This window comes from Methanosarcina soligelidi (assembly GCF_000744315.1).
Classification (GTDB): Archaea; Halobacteriota; Methanosarcinia; order Methanosarcinales; family Methanosarcinaceae; genus Methanosarcina; species Methanosarcina mazei.
On the sequence record NZ_JQLR01000001.1, the window covers coordinates 3,985,592 to 4,004,436 of the forward strand.

Sequence of the window (18,845 nt, forward strand, 5' to 3'; positions counted from 1 at the left end):
CTCAAAGTTTTGCAAGTCCTTCTATAATGTCTCCGCGCGTGACAATTCCGACAACATAACCATTTTCAATCACAGGAAGCCTGTTGATCCTGTGCCTGACCATAAGTTCTGAGGCTTCTTCAACGGATGCCTCGGAAGAGATTGTGTGCACATTCTTTGTCATCATCTCTTCCAGCTTTGTAGAACCAACATCAGAAAGCATCTTTTTGGTTTCCTCCCAGCTCAGGAGTTCCCTTATGGGCACCTCTATTATTTCAAAAGGGCTCGGGAGCCAGAGGTTTCCTTTTTCCGGGATCACCAGCAGCTCAAGAAGGTCAGCCTCACTTACTATCCCTACAAGCTTTCCGTCCTCAAGGACAGGAGCTCCACTGATGTTGTTTTCCTTAAGGATCTTTGCAGCTTCCCGAACTGTAGTTTCAGGCTTGCAGAATACAACATCAGGATTCATGACATCTTTTACTTTCATCGGACTACCCCAAAATAAATTCCATTCTTTATTTTTATCCGTCACCAGTTATATATTCTCGCCTGCTCTACGTTTATGGAGCTGTGGCAGGCGTCCAGAGACCGCAGGTCTCAGCCAGCCCGAACATAAGGTTCATGTTCTGGATAGCCTGCCCGGATGCGCCTTTGACAAGATTATCGATTGCCGAGAGTACAACAACCCTGTTATTCTCTTTATCTGCTTCAAAGCCAATATCACAGAAGTTAGAACCCCTGACCGCAGTAAGGGACGGGACTCCTCCCGGGAGCCGGACAAAAGGCTTATCCCTGTAAAATTCCTCATAAATTCCCCTGACATCTTCGGTCGAAAGAGGCTCTTTTGTAAAGAGGTGTGCAGTTGTAGAGATCCCTCTGATGGTCGGGATTACATGAGGAGTGAAGCTGATGTTCCGGAGATTTCCGTCAAGCCTCGTGAGTTCCTGGACGATCTCAGCCCTGTGCCTGTGGGCTGTAAGTTTATACGGGACAATATTTTCTGCAAGATTCGGGTAATGCGAGGTTTCAGTTGGAGAAATTCCTGCCCCTGAAATCCCTGTTTTGGAGTCGAATACCGCGATATCTATCAGCCCGGCTGCGGCAAGCGGGGCTGCTGAGAGAATCGCTCCTGTAGGGAAACAGCCCGGGTTTGCCACAAAATATTCTCTGGCTGCTTCAGGGTGAAGTTCTACAAGCCCGTACACTGCATTCCTCGGGTCGCTGTGTTTTATTCCATAAATTTTTTCAAATACCGGAATATCAAGCCTGTAGTCCGCGCTGAGGTCGATTACCTTTGTGCTGCCGTCAAGAAGTTCAGGCACATAGTTCATAGCAGTCCCGTGGGGCACAGCCACAAAAACTACGTCACAGCGCTCCCTGATTTCTTCAAGCCCGGGGTTTTCGTACTTCAGGTCCAGAAAGCCTTCGAGGTGCCTGTGAGTGCTTGCCACGGGTTTTCCTGCAAGACTCCGGGAGGTCGCCAGTTCAAGACTGACATCGGGGTGGCTTACAAGTAAGCGCAGGAGTTCTCCTCCTGTATATCCGGAAGCTCCTATAATTCCTGCCTTGATCATGGTATTCACTGCCAGTGTAATGTCAATACAAGATAATTAAGCTTGTTATCGAAAAAAACAAGAGAGAAGGATCTGGGGGTTGCTGGCACGCAGATAATGGCTCATAAGATCTGTTTTGATCCGGGCTCATTCCGGCTCTATAAGCATCTGTCTTTTAACTTCAAGATCATTTTCTGCGATAATGCTGCCACTATCATAATCAACTACCTTTACCGAAACCCATTCTCCTGGCTTCAGCTCCATTGAAGGCAGCAATTCGCTTTTATTCAACGCAAGAACTCCTTTTTCTCCGGTTTCGAGAGCCCCCAGTTCGGAGTCATTTAGCGGATACGAGCTGCCGTTAATGTCCATAATAACCGATATCGAAGGACTGTCGAAAAAAAGCTGATCTCCGCCTTCATGTTTGAACTCAAGGGAACTCTCGTCCCCGGTAAAATAGATCTGCAGTTTTGCTGTTGGTGATATCTTATTGGATGGATTGCCGTACTCCTCAAAAAAGACTGAGGAAACCAGTCCTGCAAGAATGAACACGATGACTATTGTAACTGCCGTCCCGATAACAGGAGCAAGCCCCTTTTCATCTGAGCCCTTCAAGGCTGAAAATTTCTTTACCATCATATCCCCCGGGAAGAGAAAAGTCATATAATTAATATTAAGACAGTAAAGTTTAAATTTCCAGATATATAAGGATATTCCAGAATATTCCGGTCAGGTAATACCAGCTTCAATCAAGCAAATGCCTCTGAGGAAACCGAATAATAAGGTAAAGTATTTTACCTTTACCAGCCTTTTTTCCTGCAATAAAATTCTTATGAGTGCTGACTTCCGGAGGAACAGGAGGAAAGAATTTGAGCGAAAAAAAGTTAGTTTATCTTGCAGGCCCTCTCTTTACGCATGCCGAACTCGAATATAACAGAAAATTAAGAGATACGTTGCTCAATAATGGTTTTTCTGTTTTTTTGCCCCAGGAAGACGCAGAAGATGCGGCACAGGAGCGCGAAAGGCAGAACCAGGAATGCATATTTCTAAAATGTGTGGAAGGCATTGATGCCTCGGACATTATTGTTGCAGTCCTTGACGGTGCAGACGTGGATGCCGGGACAGCATGGGAGGCAGGTTATGCCTATGCAAAAGGAAAGCCGGTGATAGGGCTCAGGACGGATTTCAGGGAGCTTTCGGACGGGATAGTTAACCTGATGCTGGAGATGGCTATAGTTGCCCTTGCCAGAGACGAAGAAGAACTCATCAAAATAATTGAAAAATACCAGTGAACTATAACCGTCTCTGAACCTTTTTTTACCTGTATACAGCTTATTTTTCACCGATATGATTGCGATTTAATTTTAAATGATGAAGCCTGTTAACTGAGTTATAAAAATGACTTTTATATTGAGAGATATTTAAAACTTATTTTATATAAGTGAAAATATTATTATACCTGAATTGAAAGAAGTCTAAAACAGATTCATCCACAGAAGCCATAATTCATAATGATTATTAGGTAAAAAAATATTAATATGGAATGCCATACATAATAACAAGTGGAGGTTAAATCAATGACCTTTGCTAAAGGATATAATTTTACAAAAGTAAAAACTTCACATGGGCCTGACATGTACGTATCCAGGTATGGGAAGCTGGTGAGAGTCGTACCATGCGGTCCACATGTGGAGTTATCCGAAAGATACGCCACTGACTTGATCCGCCAGATCGAAGCCATGGATTAAAATATAAAAACTTTTTCCGACTTTTTATTTTTGATTCGGACCCGTTTTTCGTGAAAGCCCCTTTACAGACCGAAGCCCTTTCGGCCTGGTATTTTTTAAACATTTTTCTTTCTATAAATAACTACCTTTTTTCTTAATTTTTTGTCTAAAGTCTTTAAATAGCCTTGAGATAACCTCTATCATCCAATACTTTAGAGCCCTCATGATCTTGCAGTGGATACTTTTGGTGTCCGCTATGTTATAAGATTAGATTTATTTGAGATTCGGTTCATTTGAAATTCAGTTCATTTGAGATTCGGTTTATGTGAAATTTAGTTCATTTGAGATTCGGGTTTAGGCAGTGTCGCGAATTTGCTGTAAATTTGAAGTCAAGTTTTTGTGTATTATCGGGAAATTGATCTTCTGATGTGGAATTTTCTACTCAATAACTTCTTGAGATTTGTGATTTTACAGAACTTATGTTACACTGTCTTCGGTTTATGTGAAATTCGGTTTATTAAAAATCGCTTCAGTTGCTATTCAACTCAGTTGAAATTCAATTTATGCGAATATGCTTTCAGCTTTAGACCAGTAAAAGCCTTAAAACAGAGAAAACTTAACACTGGGCCAGTAAATTCTCTACAAATCAGATAACTTGAATTTACAAAACAGGGAAGCTTGAAAACAGGAGCCGGTGCGTTGATCAGAGTTTACAGGGAAAACGACCTGGAAGACATGGTAAGAATATGGTACGATGCCTCAGTTATTGCCCATCCCTTTGTGCCAGCCTCTTTCTGGGCTTCGTACAGACCTGCGATGAAAAAAGAGTACCTCCCCCTTTCAGAAAATTATGTTTACGAACAGGAAGGTGAGGTCGCAGGCTTTATTTCACTTACAGGAGAGATAGTATGTGCACTTTTTGTAGCTCCCGAAGCACAGGGAAAAGGAGCAGGAAAAGAACTGCTTGAGCATGCAAAATCCCTGAAAAAAAGGCTTTTCCTTAAAGCCTACAGGGATAATAAAAAAGCCATCCTCTTTTACGAAAAGAATGGGCTCAGGGCAACAAGGCAGGAAGTTGACGAATATACGGGCTGCGTTCAGATTTTAATGGAGTGGGAAGATTCTTAATATGGATTGGGAAATTTGGCGCTAAAGAGAAGGGAAAAGAGAAAAAGAAAGAGGAATGAGAAAAAGAGGAGAGAAGAGAAGAGGAAAGGGAGAAAAGAAGAGGAAAAAGAAAAGGGAAGAGAAAAGAAGAGAAGAGAAGAGGAAAGAAAGAAAGAAAGAAAGAAAAGAAGAGGAAAAAGAAAAGGGGAGAGTTAAAAAGGGGAGATGAAAAAGGAAAAAGCAGGGAGTGAAGGAGGGGAAGTTATGAATCATAAAACTGAGGATAAATCCGTTGGAGAGGAGGAAGGCTCGCTTTTCCTTTACCTTGCACCCGATACACCGGAAGCAAAGAAAATAAAAAGCCTGCAGGGAAAGGAATACGAGTATGCCGGGTATATCGGAATGGTTGAGTATTCGATTGCCCGTTACTATTATGAAGTTGACAGAAAAATAACGGATAAAGACGCAGTAGCAGCACTGAAGAATCTCAGGAAAAACTGCAGCAGACCCATTTCTTTTTTTAACCGTGGCCTTGAAAAAGAGATTATTAAAAGCCTTATAGAAGTCCTTGAAGAAAAGCAGATAACAGTCCACGAATTAAACCTGGTAATAGATTACGTTCTGGAAGTTATCAGTAACAGGTCCTGGATGGGAGACAAACAGGCATACATAAAATGGGTAGCCTATATAATGGACCTTTTCACAGAGGGAGAAAAGGAAGAATATGAAAAAGAAATAAAGAAGCTTGCCGCCGAAATTGGCCTCTCGGATAAGCACGCAGACCTTATGCTCATGAAAGGGGAAGAGGAAGATTATTTTGAATTTATAGAAGAATATGGGGAAGAATATAGGGAAGAATACAAGGATATAGAAGGGCTTCGGGGAGAAGATGCAGGAGAAAGACAAAAAAAGGAAGTAAAAATAGAAAATAAGGCTGAAAAAAGGTTTAAAGAAAAGGAATTAAGCGATGAAGAGCTGGTGGCGGAAATGGAGGACAAATTCCGCCTGATGGAAGATGAAGAGAAATTCGATTTCCTGCTGGAAAACGGCCCGGAATTTTATGAATTTGCAGGAATTTACATATCAGAGCTGGCAGAAAAAAGGAAATATGACAGGATACAGGAGCTTTACAGCAAACTCACAGAGAAATATGATAACTTCCTCTACCTGTATGTGATTATGGGAGCAACCTATCTTGAAATAGACCCTGGCCTTGCAAAGTTCTATTTTGAACAGGCACTGAAAACCCTTGATAAGCTGGATGAATTTTCGGACGCGACAAAAGAAAAATTAAGAGCAAGCTTCGTTTCTTTTATAGAGAAAATAAGTTGAGTGCACGCCTGAAAAATTCCTGGATTTATTATGTAAACTCAGCTTGCCTGGTGAAAGTTTAGTTTTCGTTTATTCACTCTTTTTCATTTTCATTCTCATTTTCATTCTTATTTCACTGATCTTCAGTCTCGGTAATCAGTTTTTTCTTCTGCAGAATAAAGTCATCCGGTAAACTCCTGAGTCATCTGGTAAAATCCTGAGCTCTTCAAGTTCACAAAAAAGCCATTCCATCTGCAAACTCTGATTTTTTCCAGAAAAATAACCTGCTATGAATAAATTAAAAAAAGAGGCTGAACAAAGAATTTAAATATAATGAATACTAACTAAATGTTATAGTCACCATTTTAAATAATGCGACATCTTGTGCGTGAATACATGCTTCTCCCAAAACTCATCTAGTTCTTCCTTTAATACTTTAATATTCTTGAATGATTTTATTGACGTTAACTCTTCTCTTGTCGTTTTCCAACAATATTCTGTTGGGTTCCTATCTGGAGTAGCTGGAGGGAAAAGTAATATTTGCAACCAATATTTGTTATTTTGAAAGAATTCTCTTGCTTTTTTCGATTTATGCCATGTTGCTCTGTCCAGTAGAAGAAATATTTTTCTTCCTATGTCTTTTTTAAGCTTTATTAATGATTTTAAGAAAGAGTCTGTATTCTTTTTAATCCCTAAATCATACCAATAAAAGTCTCTGTTTTCAGTGTAGAATCCTCCAATATTGATTTTTGTTTTTGAACCACTTATAAATTTAATAGGCTTAGAGCCTTTTTTTGCCCAACATTTTGATCTGTTTGAGTCTAAATAAAAACTACTCTCATCCTGAGTGACAAATAAATAGTCAGGATTTAAGAGTCTTTTTTTTGATTTCAGCAATAAATTCGTTTGTTAATGCCTGATTTCGTCTTTTTGATTGAGGTCTACATGTAATTCTACTAAATCCTAAATTTTTAATAATTTGTCTCATTCTTGATTTGGAATAAGATATTCCAAATTTCTCTCTGACAAATTGAATTGCATCCTTAGTTTGCCAACCACGAGAAAAGCCATCATCTGTTGGTATTGGCTCTGATAATGCTTTCTTTAACACAGAAAGTTGCTCTTCAGTTAAAAAAGACTTTACTCCTCGACCAGGTCTACATTTAAGGCTGGACAAACCTTCTTCTTCAGCTCTTTTCATCCAACGATGAACTGTTGAACGATGAACTGAGAAATCTTCTGCAACTTTAGCTGGACTCAAACCATTTTTAACTAACAGCAACGCTTGAAGTTTTAACTTCTCATTCTTGTCACAGGAACTACAGATAGCTGTGGCAACATCAGAAGTAGTAAACATTTCCAAACTCATAATTAAAATAATATAATTACTTCAATTATATAAATGTTGCATTATATAGAAGGATCACTATAGTAACTGAGCAACAATACGAACTTACAGTAACCATAAATTACTAACTGTAAGGGCAACGTCACCAGTTACATTTCAAGACCTGTAAACAAGATCTGCGAACAGGCTGAAGGTGAACCCGTGAACCTTTAAAAACGGATTTCCTCCCTCCACGAGCAAGCAGATGAAAGTTTAAAGCTCTCATCTATTTTGCCTGCAAGTATGGACAGAGATAAAAGTATCTCCACCCGACAGGGTTTCCATGTCTTTCAGGCAGCTTCCATTGAGAAAGGAAATAAACTGTTCCACACCTCCAGAAAACCTACAGATAAGATCAAAAATTACTAACCAACCTCAATAAACCACCAGAAGTAAACTGAGTAATTTGAGCAAGGAGGAATTTGTACATGAAACTGCCAATTAAGAGACCATCACGTGACGTGTACAGCTGGGACCCGTTTGATGAGATCAAAAGGATGCAGGAATATATGGAACAGATGATGAGAGCATTTCCTGCACTTGAAAACAGATACGTAAGCGATACCTTATCCCCTCTGACCGATGTTGCGGAAGAAGACAATAAAGTAATTGTTACAACAGACCTGCCAGGCATTGACAAAGAAAATGTCGAGCTGAACCTCAGGGAGAATTTACTTGTAATCAGCGCACAGAAAGGAAAAGAGGAGGAGACGGAAAAAGAAGGCTATCTCAGAAAAGAGAGGTCTTTCATGCGCTACTACCGTGAGATACCTCTTCCTGATAACGTAACCGAAGACGGGGCAACTGCCCAGCTCAAAAACGGCGTCTTAACAGTCACGCTTCCAAAGACGAAAGACGTAACTGAGAAAAGAATTCAGATTGAATGATTCAAAATTAACGATTCAAAATGAACGATTCAAAATGAATGATGAGAGTCTGGTAAATTATTCAAACAGACAAACAAACCACCAATAAAACGGATTAAATTCAGAGCTGCCATTTCCTGAAATTAGCCTGAAAAACTAAAAGTCACCTCTGCCTAAAAAATCTTTTTGAGAAACTGTAAACAGACTGTCCAGAAGTCCTGGCTCTCCGAGCCTGCAGGTTCTCAAAAAGATCACTCTACATTTGAATTGTAATATCCAGATTTCTAAAAGTATTCAAGATCCCGTAGAGATAACTCCAGATTCTCAAAAAAATATTCAAAAAGTCAGGATTCAGTAAAAAAATCAGATTCAGTAAAAAATCAGATTTAGTAAAAAATCAGATTTAGTAAAAAATCAGGATATCTCTTTCAGAACTTTTCTTTAGAACTTCTCTTCTATAACTTCCCCGTCAGGCTCCTTTTCTTTGAATATCTGCCCTTCGAAACAGTAGACTTCTGCCCCTTTAACCCAGGCATCCGGAGAAAGACCTGCTTTCATGCATGTGTGGCTCAGAAAGTCAATGGAATCCATGTCATTCTCAGGCGCCACCTGTGGAAGCAGCAGACCCTGGCAGTAGCCCTGTTTTACGATAAGCCCGTGCTTGCCGATCTCCACCTTATCCGGAAGCTCCTTTGGAGAAGCATTGATTTTTTCAGGCTGGGTCAGTATAGTAACCTCAACCAATATATTTTTCATCTCGTCCTGTTCAACAGTAGGAAAGCGAGGGTCACGGGTTGCCGCAGAGATTGCGGAGTCCAGTATTGCTTCTTTAAGGGTTGAATCAGGGTAAGGATGACCTATACATCCCCTCAGGAGGCCGCCCTCGGTTAATGTGACAAAAACGCCCCTATATTCTTCAAAGACCGGAGAAAGCTCAACACCTGACGCGTCAGGTCTGGGAGACTTTCCCTTCGACAAAAATATTTCAATAGTTTTCCTTGCAAGCTTGACTGCAGCCCTGCCTTCTGTTTCTGTAAGCATGCTTGAACCAACACCTGTAACTGCATTTAACCTTTTATAAGCTTAAGCTGTTAATCATATCTTTAAGCTGAAGACCAGCCAGATTATAAGTCATTATCAGCTTATGGGTATCTGTTTACTTGTATGTCTGTGCGCCGGTGTAACAGTATGTTTATCGAAGCTGGTTAAAGTAGGTTTCTGGCATTGCCGGAAGCTGCAGAAAACAGGCCTTTAAAGCTTTTTAGCTTCCTGATACTTATTGTAAGCAGCCTTGAGAGCTTCGACGCCTGGCAGCTTTTCCCCTGCAAGGAAATCAATACAGGCTCCTCCTCCAGTGCTTATGTGTGAAAAGCGGTGTTCAAGCCCGAGGTGTGCAACTTCCACAGAGATATGCCCGCCGCCAATGATAGAGAAATCGGATTTAATAGCAGCTTTTATAATTTCATGGGTTCCGAGGGCAAAGTCCTCAATCTCTGAAACCCCGGCAGGGCCGTTCAGGACAACTGTTTTGGCATTCTGGATTTCATTGGTGTAGTCCACAATGGTTTCAAGACCTATATCGTTAATGGGCAGAGAATCGGAATTAAGTTCGGAAATAGGAGCTTCAACACGCTTTTTGTTATCATTTAAAGCAACGTCTTTCGGAAGTCCGATTTTATCTTCGAACTTCGCAAGCAAACCTCTCGCCCTTTCTATCTGGTCTTCGTAGCCCTGGGATTTAATAAAATCCAGATTGGCTTTTCCTATATTTACTCCGGAAGCGGCAAGGGCAACGTTTGCAACTACCCCTGTAAGGAGGACTCTGTCAGCTCCCCCGTTTGTGAGGACATTTTCGGTTACTCTAAGTGAGTCGTCCACTTTTGCCCCTCCCAGCACGAAAACGCTTGGCCTCTCTCCACTTTTAACTCCTTTTTCCAGGGAAATAAGTTCTTTTTCCATTACCCTGCCTGCTCCGGAAGGGAGGACTTCGGTAAAGCCTACAACAGAGAGATGAGACCTGTGAGATACCGCAAACGCGTCATTAAGGAAAATATCAACAAAGGGTGCCAGTTTTTTAACCATAAAGGTATTGGCCTGCTCGGCTGTAGTCCTCTCGATGCTCTCTTCAGAATAGAACCTGACGTTTTCGAGCATGATGACGTCCCCGTCTTCCATAGAAGCGATCTGAGTTTTCGCAAAAGTCCCGAAGATGTCGTCCACATAAGTAACTTGCCTGCCCAGATACCTGGACAGCAGGTGAGCATGAGGTTTCATAGTGGTGAAGTCTTTTTTCCCGGGCCTGCTCTGGTGCGCAAGCACAACGACTTTTGCACTCTCAAGGTCTTTAAGAGTCGCAATATGACTCCTGATCCTCATATCGTCCAGAATGTGACCCTGGGTGTCCATAGGAGAGTTCATGTCGACCCTTAAAAGAATCGTCTTTCCGCGTATGTCAAAATCATCGATCGTAAGAAAGTTTCTGGAAGTCATTACCCTCAGCACACCTTTGTAAACAAAATTTTATATATATCGAAGAATAAAGCTTGATAAATAAAATTAAAGAGAATCTTATTCTTTCAGTATTGGTTATCTTGTCATGGAATTTTTTCCATAAATAAGTTTGTCCTCGTATACATCTCAAGAGATAGATTACTATTTTTATATGAAAAATAAGAAAAGAATAAGCCAGAGAGGAAGTCGATATGGTAGCAGAGGAAGAGAATTGCGGAAATCGTGAAGAAAGGGTTAGAAAACTGGTTGAAGCAGGGTATGAGACTGTAGCACGGGAGATAATAGCATGTATACGGTGCCCTCTCCATGAAAGTGCAATTAAAAGAGTGATAGGAAAAGGATCCTGCAACCCGAAAGTTTTCTTTATAGGAGAAGCCCCCGGAGAAAGTGAGAACAAATCAGGAATTCCCTTTTACGGCAGGGCGGGAAAAAAGCTGGACCAGATGGTTGAGTATATGGGGCTTTCGGAAGAAGACTGGTTCGTAACAAACACAGTTAAATGCCGTCCCCCGGGAAACCGAAAGCCAAGGGTACAGGAAATAGAATGCTGCAAACCTTTCCTTATTGCCCAGATAACCCTTCTTAACCCCAAACTCATAATTCTCCTGGGCAACACAGCTGAAAAGTCATTTTGCCCGGAAAGAAAACTGGAATGGGGAGTCCCGGTAGAACATGAGGGAAGGACAATCCTTAAACTTTACCATCCTGCAGCCCTGATTTACACAGCTTCGAAGATAGAAGTCCAGCGCGGTTTCATTGATAAAAACAGGGAGCTCTGGCAGTAAAGAAAAATAATTGAAAGAAAAAAAATAATTGAAAGAAAAAAAAATAATTGAAAGAAAAAAAAATAATTGAAAGGGAGAAAAAAATAGAAAGAAGAAAAATGGAACTGAAAAGGCGGTTATTCCTCATAAAATATAAATAAAGCGATCCCGCTATAATTATCTAGATTTGCTTTATAATTATGTCACATAAATAAGAATTATTTTACAATACCGGGGGGTAAGAAATGTCAATGGTGAAAATGTCACCTGATGTGCTTTCATGTTCTGATGATGAGGGAAATCTGCTTATAGAGGTAGATATGGTCGGGGTAAAGAAAGAGAATATTGAATTGAAAATGGTTGAAGAAGGCTTTTTCATAAGGGCAAAAAAGGAAGAAACCGGAGTTGAATACGCTGGAACATACGCATTTTGCTGTAATGTAGTCCCGGAAAAAGCTGTTGCAAAATACACTGATGGAAAACTGTATGTGAAAGTGCCCTACAGGGAATCTACAGAAACGGTAGATGTTAAAATCCAGTAAAAAACCGATTAAATGGAGAAAATATGCATCCAGTAATTGATTATAGCAAATGTAACGGCGCTCTTGCCTGTTATGAGGTCTGTCCTGCAGAAGTTTTTGATATTGAAGAAATGAACGGGGTAAAAAAAGCAGTTGTAGCCCGCCCGGAAAACTGTATAGAATGCGAGCAATGTGTGGAAGCCTGCCCGATAGATGCTATTGAGCTGGTAGAGGAGTGAATTTCAGACCTCCGGAAAGAATTGCCAGGAAAAGCAAACAGAGTACCCGGCAAGAGCTCAGCAGAAAAAAAACGATAGAGATTCCGGAATAAGCCGAAAATCCTGAAGGGATAAAAGTGCACCCAAGAATTGACTATAATAAATGCATTGTTCACTTGAATGCTATGATACATGCCCTGTGGACGTTTTTGACGCTAAAGAAACGGAAGAAGGAAAAAGAGCATTGGTCACACGCCCAGAGGACTGCATAGAATGCGAACAATGTGTGGAGGTCTGCCCTACCGACGCGATAGAACTGGTAGAAGACTGAGTGTATCCGAGCCAGAAATCTCAGAATTCCGAAAAGAAAAAACCTTCAGTTCTGTCAGTTTTTCTTCAATGTAAGTCTCATGTCCACTGCAAAAGCTCCCTTCCCTTCTTCCAAAACCATCATAGGATTAATCTCAAACTCCTCAATTTCCGGAAAATCACAGACAAGCCTTGAGATTCTTAAGATGGCATCCACCAGAGCGTCAATATCCGAAGGCTTTGCACCCCGCGCTCCGGCAAGAAGAGGATAGGCTTTGATCCCTGTAATCATCTCCCTGGCTTCCTTTTCATTCACAGGGGCAATGGCAAACCTCACATCCTTGAGGATTTCCACGTAAACCCCGCCAAGCCCGAACATTAACATAGGCCCGAATGTCGGGTCGCGGATCATCCCTATAATTACTTCATTTCCCCCTGAGAGCATTTTCTGTATCTGTACTCCTTCAAGAACCGCATCCGGCCTTTTTTCAGGAATCTTTTCCATCATCCCCAGATAAGCTGCCCTCACCTCATCTCCACTTTGCAGAGAAAGCCTGATCCCTCCAACATCCGATTTATGTGATATCTGCGGAGAAACAACCTTCATCACCAGAGGATAACCTATCTCCTCAGCAGCTTTCACGGCTTCCTCTTCAGTTTTTGCAAACACAGTTTTCACCACTGGAATACCATACGCTTCCAGAATGCCTAAAGACTCAAGGCCCAGTGTTCGCCGCTGAACATCCAGTGCAGCTTTGAAAATTTCATCCGCCAGAGCCTTATCTGAACCGGATACCGTAAAGGCTGGATCTACCTGCTTCATACTCATATGACGCCCTCAGAACAGTTATTCTTTAAGATAATTAATTTAATTAATAAGTTAAAAATTGTGAGGTCTTAACTTCAGATTGAAAATAGTTTACTTTAATCCTCTGGAGTGAGTTTTACTTCGAAAAATCAGAATATAGTTTCCTGAGCAAAGTCACTGCTATAACTTATAAATCAGTCCTTTCAAGTGAAACTTGCTTAGAAAACCAAAAATTAGTCCTCTTGAGCGAGCGGAGCGAGTGAAAAGGACAGCGTACTCCCGAGCCGCAATTCGGGAAGGACAGCGTACTCCCGAGCCGCAATTCGGGAAGGACAGCGTACTCCCGAGCCGCAATTCGGGAAGGACAGCGTACTCCCGAGCCGCAATTCGGGGCTAAAAAAGATAATAAAAGGCAAAGGAAAGGTTCCTTTACCATCAGATAGGCACTGAGCTTCTCAGCTTTACTTCGGTTTCACAGATTTCCTTTGTGTCCCTTGCAATGGTCAGTTCTTCATTGGTTGGGATAACAAGGACCCTGACTGTTGCATCCGGAGTGCTGATGTCGATTTCCTGGCCTCTGATCTTGTTCTTCTCTTCGTCGATCTTGATGCCAATTCCGTCAAGGTCAGCAAGGATTCTCTTTCTGATGCTTGCGCTGTTTTCTCCGATACCTGCGGTAAAGACTATTGCGTCTACACCATTGAGAACGGCTATATACTCACCTATGACTTTCTTGATCTTATATGCGAAGATCTCAAGGGCAAGTTCAGCTTTCTGGTTGCCTTTGGAAGCTGCTTCGTCAAGATCTCTGAAGTCGTTACTCAGAGTGGAAACTCCAAGCACACCCGACTTCTTGTTCATAAGGGTATCAATCTCTCTGGTTGACAGTCCTTCCTTTTCCATGATGAAGGGGACAACTGCGGGGTCAATAGAACCGCACCTGGTTCCCATTGCAACTCCCTCAAGAGGGGTAAAGCCCATAGTAGTTTCAATGGATTTTCCGCCTTTAACAGCTGTAATGCTTGAGCCGTTACCAAGGTGGCAGGTGATTACCTTGACATCCTGTTCGGGTTTTCCGAGCATAGCGGCAGCCCTCTTGGCAACATAGAAGTGAGAGGTGCCGTGGAAACCATATTTTCTGATCCCGTACTTTTCGTACAGTTCATACGGCAGAGCATACATGTAAGCATATGGCGGGATTGTATGGTGGAATGCCGTATCAAAGACAGCAACCATCGGGACCCCAGGCATAATTTCCTGACAGGAAGAAATTCCCATCATGTTTGGAGGGTTATGGAGAGGTGCCAGTTCGAAGCAGTCCTTGATTGCTTGTTCTACGCCTTCATTGATCAAAGCCGAGGAATTGAATTTTTCCCCACCGTGCACAACTCTGTGCCCGACAGCATTGATCTCATCCATGCTCTTTATAACACCGAATTCAGAATCTGTGAGAGCCTTGACAACTTCTTCGAGTGCGATCTTGTGGTTGGGAAGATCGGTCTGTTTTTCCAGCTTTTTGCCGTCAAACCTCTTCTGGGTGATAATAGAGTTATCGATACCTATTCTCTCACAGAGCCCTATTGCAAGAGCGGACTCATTTGTCATATCAATTAATTGATATTTGAGAGAAGAACTCCCTGCGTTTATAACCAGTACTTTCATTTGTGAACCCCAGTTCAATCCATTACTTTCAATTACATTTAGAGTTTCCGGATAAATGTTACTATATATGAAAGTTAATAAAACGCTGTTTTAACATCTAATATTATTTATCCTGCGCTGCCGCCTGCACACAGGTAATTGCAACGGCACCGACAATGTCTTCGTCACTGCAACCTCTGGACAGGTCGTTAATTGGCTTTGCAAGCCCCTGGGTAATAGGTCCGTAGGCCTCAGCTTTGGCAAGTCTCTGAGCAATCTTGTATGCAATGTTTCCAGCATTCAGGTCAGGGAAGATAAAGACATTGGCTTTTCCTGCAACAGGGCTTCCTGGGGCTTTTGAAGCTGCAACTTTGGGGACAATTGCTGCATCTACCTGCAGTTCACCGTCGATTGCAACATCAGGAGCAAGTTCCTGTGCAAGCTTTGTAGCAGCGACTGTTGCCTCGGTCAGTTTGCTGTGTGCGCTTCCTTTGGTGGAGTAAGAAAGCATTGCAACATATGGCGTGTCCTGTACCAGCAGTTCAAATGTCTTTGCAGAAATGACAGCAATGTTTGCAACATCTTCTACACTTGGCATTTCGACCATTCCCGAGTCAGCAAAGAGGAATGTCCCGTCGGACCCGTATTCACAGTCAGGTACGGCAATAATGAAGAAAGCTGATGCAAGAGCTGCGCCTGGAGCAGTCTTAACTATCTGGACAGCAGGTCTCAGGGTGTCCGAAGAAGAGTGGGCAGCTCCTGATACTACTCCGTCTACTTCTCCGAGTTTTGCCATCATGACAGCAAAGTAAACGTAATCGCTCATTATTTCAGCTGCACCTTCGAGTGTGACGCCTTTGTGCTTTCTCAATTCGTAGAAAGCGTTAATGTATTCATCCTTTCTCTCATAGGTCTTGGGATTTACAATTCTGGCTTTTGAGAGATCCAGATCGCCTGCAAGTGCCTTAATATCGGCTTCATCACCGACAAGGACAACTTTTGCAATACCTCTTTCAAGGATCTTGGCAGCTGCCTGGAGGGTTCTTATATCTTCAGTTTCAGGTAAAGCGATTGTTTTGTTGAGTTTCTTTGCTCTCTCACTGATTTTTTCTAAAAATGTTACCAATCAACCAACCTCCTATATAATTAGAGTAATTAACTTAGCTGGCTCTTGATATATAAATTTACGTAAAAAGCATAGAGGGATATATAAAAATCAAAAATATATATTTTAAGAGCCCGTGTATATATCTATATTAAAATATTTATCCTAAAGTATATGAAGACCGAAGGCAATCTCTGCTGAAATTTTTTATAACTTGAAAGATCTGTTACAGATGTCTGAAAGATCTGTCATTAATATTTGAAAGATCTGTTACAGATGTCTGAAAGATCTGTCATTAATATTTGAAAGATTTGTTATGAATATAAATGATAAATAGATATAAAAGAATTCCGGAATGAAACGAATGAAAATATTGGGAATTTCAGGAAGCCCGAGAAAGGGCCAGAACTGCGAGAAAATGATTGCAAGCGCTCTTGAAGTAGCAAAAGAAAGAGGATTTGAAACAGACACCGTTTTCCTCTCCTGCTCTGAGGTCGCTCCGTGCAAAGCTTGCGGGGCTTGCAGAGAAAAAGACTGCTGTGTGATCGATGACAGTATGGAAGAAATTTATGAGAAAATGAGGGCAGCAGATGGTGTAATTGTTGCAGCTCCCGTATATATGGGAAATTACCCTGCCCAGCTCAAAGCCCTTTTTGACAGGAGTGTACTGCTCCGCCGTAAAGACTTTGCACTTAAAAACAAAGTTGGAGCAGCTCTTTCAGTCGGAGGCTCAAGAAACGGAGGACAGGAAAAAACTATACAGTCCATTCATGACTGGATGCATATCCATGGGATGATAGTGGTTGGAGACAATGCACACTTCGGTGGAATAATCTGGAACCCTTCAGAAGAAGACTCCGTAGGAATGCAGACCGTTTTCGAAACTGCAAAAAAGCTGTGCGATGTCCTGGAGCTGGTTCATAAAAAGAAATAAGCAACAGGCTTAACTAACAGCTTTTATTGACCAGAGAAGTTAGTGTAAATTAAACAGGCTAGAACAGAAATAAAAGAAAAATGAGTCTCTCAGAAATTTGACTGGACCCTGAAACATAGACATATATTTTAGAGAGATACATTTAAATAAATGCTTGAAATCTTCTGGGCAGAAAAAGAAATTCAGGCAGATTAATATTAAGAGTTATTCAGAGCCCTGAGGATTTACTTTTTTCAAAAAAAGAGTTGAAGCGTAAAAAACTCCTGAGAGGCGCGAACATTTGGAAGTTAAGCCAGAGTCCAGATTCGGTATCCATAGAATAAAAGAATACCCCAGGCTAATCGAGTACATTAGCAGGTTTGATACAGAAGCTACCAGGGTCAATTCAATTGCCATTTTAATAGGACTCCTGACAGGGCTCGTTATAGGAGTTTATGACCGCGCTCTCCAGTACAGCAATACTCTTTTTGGGATGCAGCAGGGGTTCTCTTTACACGAATTCCCGCATTACTACGTAATCTTCATGCCCGCCCTCGGAGGGCTGGTGGTGGGGGCGATCTCTCACTTCCTGATAAAAAAGAGGTACGGTGTAGAAGGTCTTATAGAAACCGTAACCCTCAGAGGAGCAAGAATAAAGCTCACTGATGTTTTTCTGGAAGTATTCACTTCAATAATTACTATCAGCTCCGGAGGCGCTCTCGGAAAGGAGGCTCCGGGTGTACTTGCAGGAGCAGGGACAGGCTCTTTTGTCGGGAAAATCCTGAAAAGCCCGGAAAGACAGCTCCAGGTCCTTCTCGGGTGCGGGGCTGCCGGAGGGATTGCAGCTGCTTTCAGCGCTCCGCTTGCAGGCGTGGTCTTCGTGGTGGAAGTGATTTACGGGGAACTTGAAACAAAAACCTTTATTCCGATAGTAATTTCATCTGTCTTTGCAACCCTTGTCTCAAGCACTCTTTTCGGGATAAAACCCATAGAGATCTCTTCCTACCAGCTGGTCAGCCCCTATAAAGAGGTCGGGCTCTGCCTTATCCTCGGGCTCCTTGCAGGAGTGATCTCAACTATCCTTATCCAGGCTCTTTATTATATGAAAGACCTTTTTTCGGAAATCCCTGTCCACCCCGTCTTCAAGCCTGCCCTTGGCGGTCTTGCGGTGGGCGCACTCGGCCTATTTTATCCCAGAGTTCTCGGGATGGGATATAACGTTATCATGGATGCCCTGAACAGCCAGCTTGCCTTTAACCTCCTGTTAATCCTTCTCTTCCTGAAAATACTCGCATTCTCCCTGAGCCTGGGATCGGGAGGTTCAGGAGGAACAATTGTACCCTCTCTTTTCACAGGCGCAATGCTTGGAGGAGCCTTCGGGACAGCTGCAAATCTCCTCTTTCCGGGGACGATAGCAGAGCCGGGAGCCTATGCCATGATAGGGATGGGGGCTGTCTTTGCCGGAACTGCGAGGGCGCCACTTACCGCTATCCTGATCCTTTTTGAGATGACCAGAGACTACAGCCTCATTCTTCCACTTATGTTTTCCTGCGTCCTGAGCAACGTGATGTCAAATGCCCTGTACCCTGAGTCGATTTTCACGGAAGGGCTCCGCAGGAAAGGGTTCAAGATTCGGAAAGGCAGGGAAGTGGATATTATGGACTCCATGCTTGTGAAAGATGCAATGGTCACACATGTCCAGACCGTCTCAGAAGAAAAAAATGTGGGGACCCTTATCGCCCTCATGCAGGCGAGCCGTCATGCCGGTTTCCCGGTGCTGGATTCAAAAGGCAAACTTTCAGGGATAGTAACACTTTCAGACCTCCGCAGCAAAGTAAAGTATGGAGAAGTTGACAAGAAAATAGGGGACATCGCTACCCGCACCGTAGAAGTAGCCTATCCCGACGAAACCCTTGAAGCTGTTCTCAGACGCCTTGGATCAAAGCAGATAGGCAGGCTTCCTGTCGTGGACCGCGAGGAAAGGACAAAACTCCTGGGTCTCATTACCCGGAGCGACGTCGTAAACTCATACAACAAGAAAGTGATAGAAAAAGTTAGGGATACGGAATAATTGCTTCACCCGTAAAATACAGGCATTTGAAAGTGGTGAACAAAAAGCCCCTCA

General features: G+C 42.3%; 22 protein-coding genes. 13 read left to right on the forward strand and 9 right to left on the reverse strand.

The genetic code is table 11. From position 1 onward, the window contains the following. Nucleotide 1 precedes the first annotated feature (1 nt). The 3 genes from M886_RS17060 to M886_RS17070 form a co-directional block, all read right to left on the reverse strand. Entirely contained in the window at nt 2-466 is a 465-nt protein-coding gene (locus M886_RS17060) for a CBS domain-containing protein (RefSeq protein ID WP_048051574.1), read from the reverse strand. Between the two features lie 73 nt (nt 467-539). Then, on the reverse strand, nt 540-1,553 hold the full coding sequence (gene argC / locus M886_RS17065) for an N-acetyl-gamma-glutamyl-phosphate reductase (protein WP_048051575.1): 1,014 nt from the start codon (nt 1,551-1,553) through the stop codon (nt 540-542). Between the two features lie 126 nt (nt 1,554-1,679). Beyond that, complete coding sequence (locus M886_RS17070) at nt 1,680-2,168, reverse strand: type IV pilin (protein ID WP_015411131.1); 489 nt, start codon at nt 2,166-2,168, stop codon at nt 1,680-1,682. Between the two features lie 233 nt (nt 2,169-2,401). Between M886_RS17070 and M886_RS17075 the strand changes: the two genes are divergently transcribed. The 5 genes from M886_RS17075 (at nt 2,402) to M886_RS17085 (ending at nt 5,698) form a co-directional block, all read left to right on the forward strand. After that, nucleotides 2,402-2,824 carry a nucleoside 2-deoxyribosyltransferase gene (locus M886_RS17075; RefSeq protein ID WP_011032431.1) on the forward strand — a complete coding sequence of 141 codons (423 nt, stop codon included), beginning with the start codon at nt 2,402-2,404 and terminating at the stop codon, nt 2,822-2,824. A 285-nt stretch (nt 2,825-3,109) separates the two neighbouring features. Continuing rightward, entirely contained in the window at nt 3,110-3,280 is a 171-nt protein-coding gene (locus M886_RS18785; protein WP_015411132.1) for a hypothetical protein, read from the forward strand. 657 nt (nt 3,281-3,937) lie between these two features. Further along, nucleotides 3,938-4,387, forward strand: a complete 450-nt coding sequence (locus M886_RS17080) for a GNAT family N-acetyltransferase (RefSeq protein ID WP_235204002.1) — start codon at nt 3,938-3,940, stop codon at nt 4,385-4,387. 55 nt (nt 4,388-4,442) lie between these two features. Then, nucleotides 4,443-4,595 carry a hypothetical protein gene (locus tag M886_RS18790; protein WP_160173173.1) on the forward strand — a complete coding sequence of 51 codons (153 nt, stop codon included), beginning with the start codon at nt 4,443-4,445 and terminating at the stop codon, nt 4,593-4,595. Nucleotides 4,596-4,630: 35 nt separating this feature from the next. After that, nucleotides 4,631-5,698: a hypothetical protein gene (locus tag M886_RS17085; RefSeq protein WP_235204003.1), complete on the forward strand. Its 1,068-nt coding sequence runs from the start codon at nt 4,631-4,633 to the stop codon at nt 5,696-5,698. 336 nt (nt 5,699-6,034) lie between these two features. On the opposite strand, the gene M886_RS18140 is transcribed toward M886_RS17085, so the two are convergent. Further along, nucleotides 6,035-7,046 (reverse strand): IS630-like element ISMma17 family transposase gene (locus tag M886_RS18140; protein WP_137726715.1). Its coding sequence is split into 2 segments (ribosomal slippage): nt 6,035-6,563 and nt 6,562-7,046, totalling 1,014 coding nucleotides; the frame shifts between segments, so codons are not numbered across the junction. 446 nt (nt 7,047-7,492) lie between these two features. Between M886_RS18140 and M886_RS17100 the strand changes: the two genes are divergently transcribed. Further along, nucleotides 7,493-7,951 (forward strand): Hsp20/alpha crystallin family protein, encoded by a 459-nt coding sequence (locus tag M886_RS17100; protein ID WP_011032436.1) that lies wholly within the window; start codon nt 7,493-7,495, stop codon nt 7,949-7,951. 420 nt (nt 7,952-8,371) lie between these two features. Here the strand turns inward: M886_RS17100 and M886_RS17105 are convergent, their stop codons facing one another. Then, a complete protein-coding gene (locus tag M886_RS17105) occupies nt 8,372-8,971 on the reverse strand; it encodes a TIGR00296 family protein (protein ID WP_011032437.1) in 600 nt (199 codons plus the stop codon). Between the two features lie 210 nt (nt 8,972-9,181). After that, nucleotides 9,182-10,432: a phosphoglycerate kinase gene (locus M886_RS17110; RefSeq protein ID WP_048047173.1), complete on the reverse strand. Its 1,251-nt coding sequence runs from the start codon at nt 10,430-10,432 to the stop codon at nt 9,182-9,184. A 200-nt stretch (nt 10,433-10,632) separates the two neighbouring features. On the opposite strand from M886_RS17110, the gene M886_RS17115 reads away from it, so the two are divergent. The 4 genes from M886_RS17115 to M886_RS17130 all read left to right on the forward strand — a co-directional run bounded on the left by M886_RS17115 (nt 10,633) and on the right by M886_RS17130 (nt 12,275). Beyond that, nucleotides 10,633-11,226 (forward strand): uracil-DNA glycosylase, encoded by a 594-nt coding sequence (locus M886_RS17115; RefSeq protein WP_011032439.1) that lies wholly within the window; start codon nt 10,633-10,635, stop codon nt 11,224-11,226. A 224-nt stretch (nt 11,227-11,450) separates the two neighbouring features. Beyond that, on the forward strand, nt 11,451-11,747 hold the full coding sequence (locus M886_RS17120; RefSeq protein WP_011032440.1) for an Hsp20/alpha crystallin family protein: 297 nt from the start codon (nt 11,451-11,453) through the stop codon (nt 11,745-11,747). Nucleotides 11,748-11,770: 23 nt separating this feature from the next. Then, the gene (locus M886_RS17125; RefSeq protein WP_011032441.1) at nt 11,771-11,965 is read left to right on the forward strand and encodes a 4Fe-4S dicluster domain-containing protein; all 195 of its coding nucleotides are present in this window, start codon (nt 11,771-11,773) and stop codon (nt 11,963-11,965) included. 142 nt (nt 11,966-12,107) lie between these two features. Then, a complete protein-coding gene (locus tag M886_RS17130; protein ID WP_235204004.1) occupies nt 12,108-12,275 on the forward strand; it encodes a 4Fe-4S dicluster domain-containing protein in 168 nt (55 codons plus the stop codon). 54 nt (nt 12,276-12,329) lie between these two features. On the opposite strand, the gene M886_RS17135 is transcribed toward M886_RS17130, so the two are convergent. Beyond that, entirely contained in the window at nt 12,330-13,082 is a 753-nt protein-coding gene (locus M886_RS17135; RefSeq protein ID WP_048051578.1) for an acetate--CoA ligase family protein, read from the reverse strand. A gap of 238 nt (nt 13,083-13,320) precedes the next feature. On the opposite strand from M886_RS17135, the gene M886_RS18795 reads away from it, so the two are divergent. After that, nucleotides 13,321-13,458 carry a hypothetical protein gene (locus M886_RS18795; RefSeq protein WP_160173174.1) on the forward strand — a complete coding sequence of 46 codons (138 nt, stop codon included), beginning with the start codon at nt 13,321-13,323 and terminating at the stop codon, nt 13,456-13,458. A gap of 38 nt (nt 13,459-13,496) precedes the next feature. Here M886_RS18795 and M886_RS17140 read toward each other — a convergent pair whose 3' ends face one another. Together M886_RS17140 and pta are read right to left on the reverse strand one after the other, a co-directional pair. Continuing rightward, on the reverse strand, nt 13,497-14,723 hold the full coding sequence (locus M886_RS17140) for an acetate kinase (protein WP_048051579.1): 1,227 nt from the start codon (nt 14,721-14,723) through the stop codon (nt 13,497-13,499). Between the two features lie 103 nt (nt 14,724-14,826). Continuing rightward, complete coding sequence (pta, locus tag M886_RS17145) at nt 14,827-15,828, reverse strand: phosphate acetyltransferase (protein ID WP_011032449.1); 1,002 nt, start codon at nt 15,826-15,828, stop codon at nt 14,827-14,829. A gap of 343 nt (nt 15,829-16,171) precedes the next feature. Here pta and M886_RS17150 point away from each other — a divergent pair, with 343 nt between their 5' ends. Together M886_RS17150 and M886_RS17155 are read left to right on the forward strand one after the other, a co-directional pair. Then, complete coding sequence (locus M886_RS17150) at nt 16,172-16,741, forward strand: flavodoxin family protein (RefSeq protein WP_048051580.1); 570 nt, start codon at nt 16,172-16,174, stop codon at nt 16,739-16,741. Nucleotides 16,742-17,021: 280 nt separating this feature from the next. Next, complete coding sequence (locus M886_RS17155) at nt 17,022-18,791, forward strand: chloride channel protein (RefSeq protein WP_048051581.1); 1,770 nt, start codon at nt 17,022-17,024, stop codon at nt 18,789-18,791. Nucleotides 18,792-18,845 lie beyond the last annotated feature (54 nt).

Excerpts from the sequence above, each read along its gene's own strand:
- M886_RS17125 (WP_011032441.1), top strand. The coding sequence starts at position 11,771 with ATGCATCCAGTAATTGATTATAGCAAATGTAACGGCGCTCTTGCCTGT.
- M886_RS17085 (WP_235204003.1), top strand. The coding sequence starts at position 4,631 with ATGAATCATAAAACTGAGGATAAATCCGTTGGAGAGGAGGAAGGCTCG.
- M886_RS17115 (WP_011032439.1), top strand. The coding sequence starts at position 10,633 with ATGGTAGCAGAGGAAGAGAATTGCGGAAATCGTGAAGAAAGGGTTAGA.
- M886_RS17130 (WP_235204004.1), top strand. The coding sequence starts at position 12,108 with ATGCATTGTTCACTTGAATGCTATGATACATGCCCTGTGGACGTTTTT.
- argC (WP_048051575.1), bottom strand. The coding sequence starts at position 1,553 with ATGATCAAGGCAGGAATTATAGGAGCTTCCGGATATACAGGAGGAGAA.
- M886_RS18785 (WP_015411132.1), top strand. The coding sequence starts at position 3,110 with ATGACCTTTGCTAAAGGATATAATTTTACAAAAGTAAAAACTTCACAT.
- M886_RS17100 (WP_011032436.1), top strand. The coding sequence starts at position 7,493 with ATGAAACTGCCAATTAAGAGACCATCACGTGACGTGTACAGCTGGGAC.
- M886_RS18790 (WP_160173173.1), top strand. The coding sequence starts at position 4,443 with ATGAGAAAAAGAGGAGAGAAGAGAAGAGGAAAGGGAGAAAAGAAGAGG.
- M886_RS17120 (WP_011032440.1), top strand. The coding sequence starts at position 11,451 with ATGTCAATGGTGAAAATGTCACCTGATGTGCTTTCATGTTCTGATGAT.
- M886_RS17150 (WP_048051580.1), top strand. The coding sequence starts at position 16,172 with ATGAAAATATTGGGAATTTCAGGAAGCCCGAGAAAGGGCCAGAACTGC.
- M886_RS17105 (WP_011032437.1), bottom strand. The coding sequence starts at position 8,971 with ATGCTTACAGAAACAGAAGGCAGGGCTGCAGTCAAGCTTGCAAGGAAA.
- M886_RS17140 (WP_048051579.1), bottom strand. The coding sequence starts at position 14,723 with ATGAAAGTACTGGTTATAAACGCAGGGAGTTCTTCTCTCAAATATCAA.
- M886_RS17070 (WP_015411131.1), bottom strand. The coding sequence starts at position 2,168 with ATGGTAAAGAAATTTTCAGCCTTGAAGGGCTCAGATGAAAAGGGGCTT.
- M886_RS17135 (WP_048051578.1), bottom strand. The coding sequence starts at position 13,082 with ATGAGTATGAAGCAGGTAGATCCAGCCTTTACGGTATCCGGTTCAGAT.
- M886_RS17060 (WP_048051574.1), bottom strand. The coding sequence starts at position 466 with ATGAAAGTAAAAGATGTCATGAATCCTGATGTTGTATTCTGCAAGCCT.